This is a genomic window from Thermoactinomyces daqus (genome assembly GCF_000763315.1).
Taxonomy (GTDB): Bacteria; Bacillota; Bacilli; order Thermoactinomycetales; family Thermoactinomycetaceae; genus Thermoactinomyces_A; species Thermoactinomyces_A daqus.
The window spans coordinates 1-1,867 of record NZ_JPST01000032.1 but is presented as its reverse complement, the minus strand read 5'-3'; the positions used below and the strand labels follow the sequence as shown (position 1 = coordinate 1,867).

General features: G+C 54.3%; 2 protein-coding genes. Both read left to right on the top strand.

From position 1 onward, the window contains the following. Positions 1–1,038, top strand: a 1,038-nt coding sequence (gene istA / locus JG50_RS0113430; protein ID WP_033101635.1) for an IS21 family transposase, incomplete at its 5' end; no start/stop codon positions are given. Continuing rightward, positions 1,035–1,805 (top strand): IS21-like element helper ATPase IstB, encoded by a 771-nt coding sequence (istB, locus tag JG50_RS0113425; protein WP_033101634.1) that lies wholly within the window; start codon positions 1,035–1,037, stop codon positions 1,803–1,805. The genes istA and istB, both read left to right, overlap by 4 nt. The last annotated feature ends 62 nt before the right edge of the window (positions 1,806–1,867 follow it).

The window sequence follows — 1,867 nt, the reverse complement described above, 5'->3', positions numbered from 1 at the left end:
CGCACTCAGGGGCTTCCGGAGCGGAAGCCCCGCTCTAAGCGGCCATCCAAACTGGATCCCTTCAAACCGCTGATTCATCAGTACATGGAACAAGGCATCTTCAATTGCGAAGTTCTCTTTCGACTTCTTCAAGAGCATGGTTACCAGGGAGGCCGTACCATCCTCAAAGACTACATCAAAGCTTTCCGGCCTCCCAAACAGCTTCCCGCTGTTCAGAGATACGAGACGCGTCCCGGTGAACAAGCGCAAGTGGACTGGGGGATTTGTGAGTACACCGACCCGGAGGGACAAGTGCACAAAGTACCCGTGTTTGTCATGGTGCTCGGCTACTCTCGGGCGATCTACGTGGAGTTTGCCAAGCGATGCGACATTCACAGTTTCCTCCGCTGCATGGTTCATGCGTTTGAGTATTTCGGTGGGATTCCGGAGGTCATCCTAACGGATCGGATGAAAACGGTGATCCTGGGGATGGAGAATGACCGGAAACCGCGGTGGCACGCGCTGTTCGCCGACTTCGCGGCGACAGCGGGATTTGTTCCACGCGTCTGTCGTGTCCGGCGGCCCCAAACGAAAGGCAAGGTGGAGCGTAGCATCCGGTTTGTGAAAGAAAACTTTCTGCCTGGTCGGCGGTTTGTGGATCTGGAAGATTTGAACCGACAAGCAATCTCCTGGTGCGATGAGAAGAATCGCCGAATCCACGGGACAACCGGTGAACGGCCTTGCGATCGTCTGAAACAGGAAAAGCTGAAGTGCCTTCCCCCGAGAGAACACTGGAAGCCATATCTGTTGGAACGACGCCGGGTGAGCCAGGACGGATTTGTGGGCCAGGTGGAGGTCCAGATCGGATACGAGTTGATATCCAGGCATGAAAAGACCACAAAGTCCAGAGAGATCCGAACTTGTCCCGACCAATACAAGGGGCTCACGCTTGCGCAGGGTTATCTGGTTCCACGCCCCCGTGCAACACAGATTCCCGTTCATGACGTGGAAGTTCGCTCACTTGAGGTGTACGAGCAATTGACAGGGGTGAGCCCATGACGGAACTGGAACAAGTCCGCTTTCGGCTCGAGGAATTGGGTCTCCATCGGGCTTCCGAGCTTCTGGATGTGCGGCTGAAAGCCGCACAACATGCACAGTACACATACCTGGCGTTTTTGGGAGAGTTGTTGGAAGCAGAACTGACGGAGCGAAAGCGTCGGAATCTCGAGGTTCGCACCAAATTGGCACGTCTCCCTTACCGGAAGAGCCTGGACGACTTCGACTTCTCTTTTCAACCCAGCCTCGACGAAAGATTCGTCCGGGAACTGGCCACCATGACCTTCGTTCAGCGGAATGAAAACCTGATCCTGCTCGGACCACCGGGCGTGGGAAAAACGCACCTGGCCATTGCGATGGCCATAGAGGCCATCGCCAAAGGACTCTCCGTCTACTTCGTGAGTCTGACGCATCTGGTTGAAGACCTCCGCAAGTCTTATGAGGAAAACCGCTTGGACAAACGGCTCAGAGTGTATATACGGCCCAAAGTTCTGGTGATTGATGAAGTGGGCTACCTCCCCCTGGATAGCTTGGCAGCCAACCTGTTCTTTCAGGTCGTCGGTGCCAGATACGAACGTGGAAGCATTTTGCTTACCAGCAATAAAAGTTTTGGGGAGTGGGGAGAGCTTTTGGGTGATCCGATCCTGGCAACTGCGGTGTTGGATCGATTGCTTCACCATTCACACGTATTGAATATCCGTGGACAGAGTTACCGATTGCGTGAGAAGCTGACGAGTGGAGTTTACGGGGAACCTTCAAAGGCTAAATGAGGCACCGGGGTGGGTCAATTTTAAACCGGCTGAAGTGGGTCAATTTAATCCCGGCGTTGACA

Excerpts from the sequence above, each read along its gene's own strand:
- istB (WP_033101634.1), top strand. The coding sequence starts at position 1,035 with ATGACGGAACTGGAACAAGTCCGCTTTCGGCTCGAGGAATTGGGTCTC.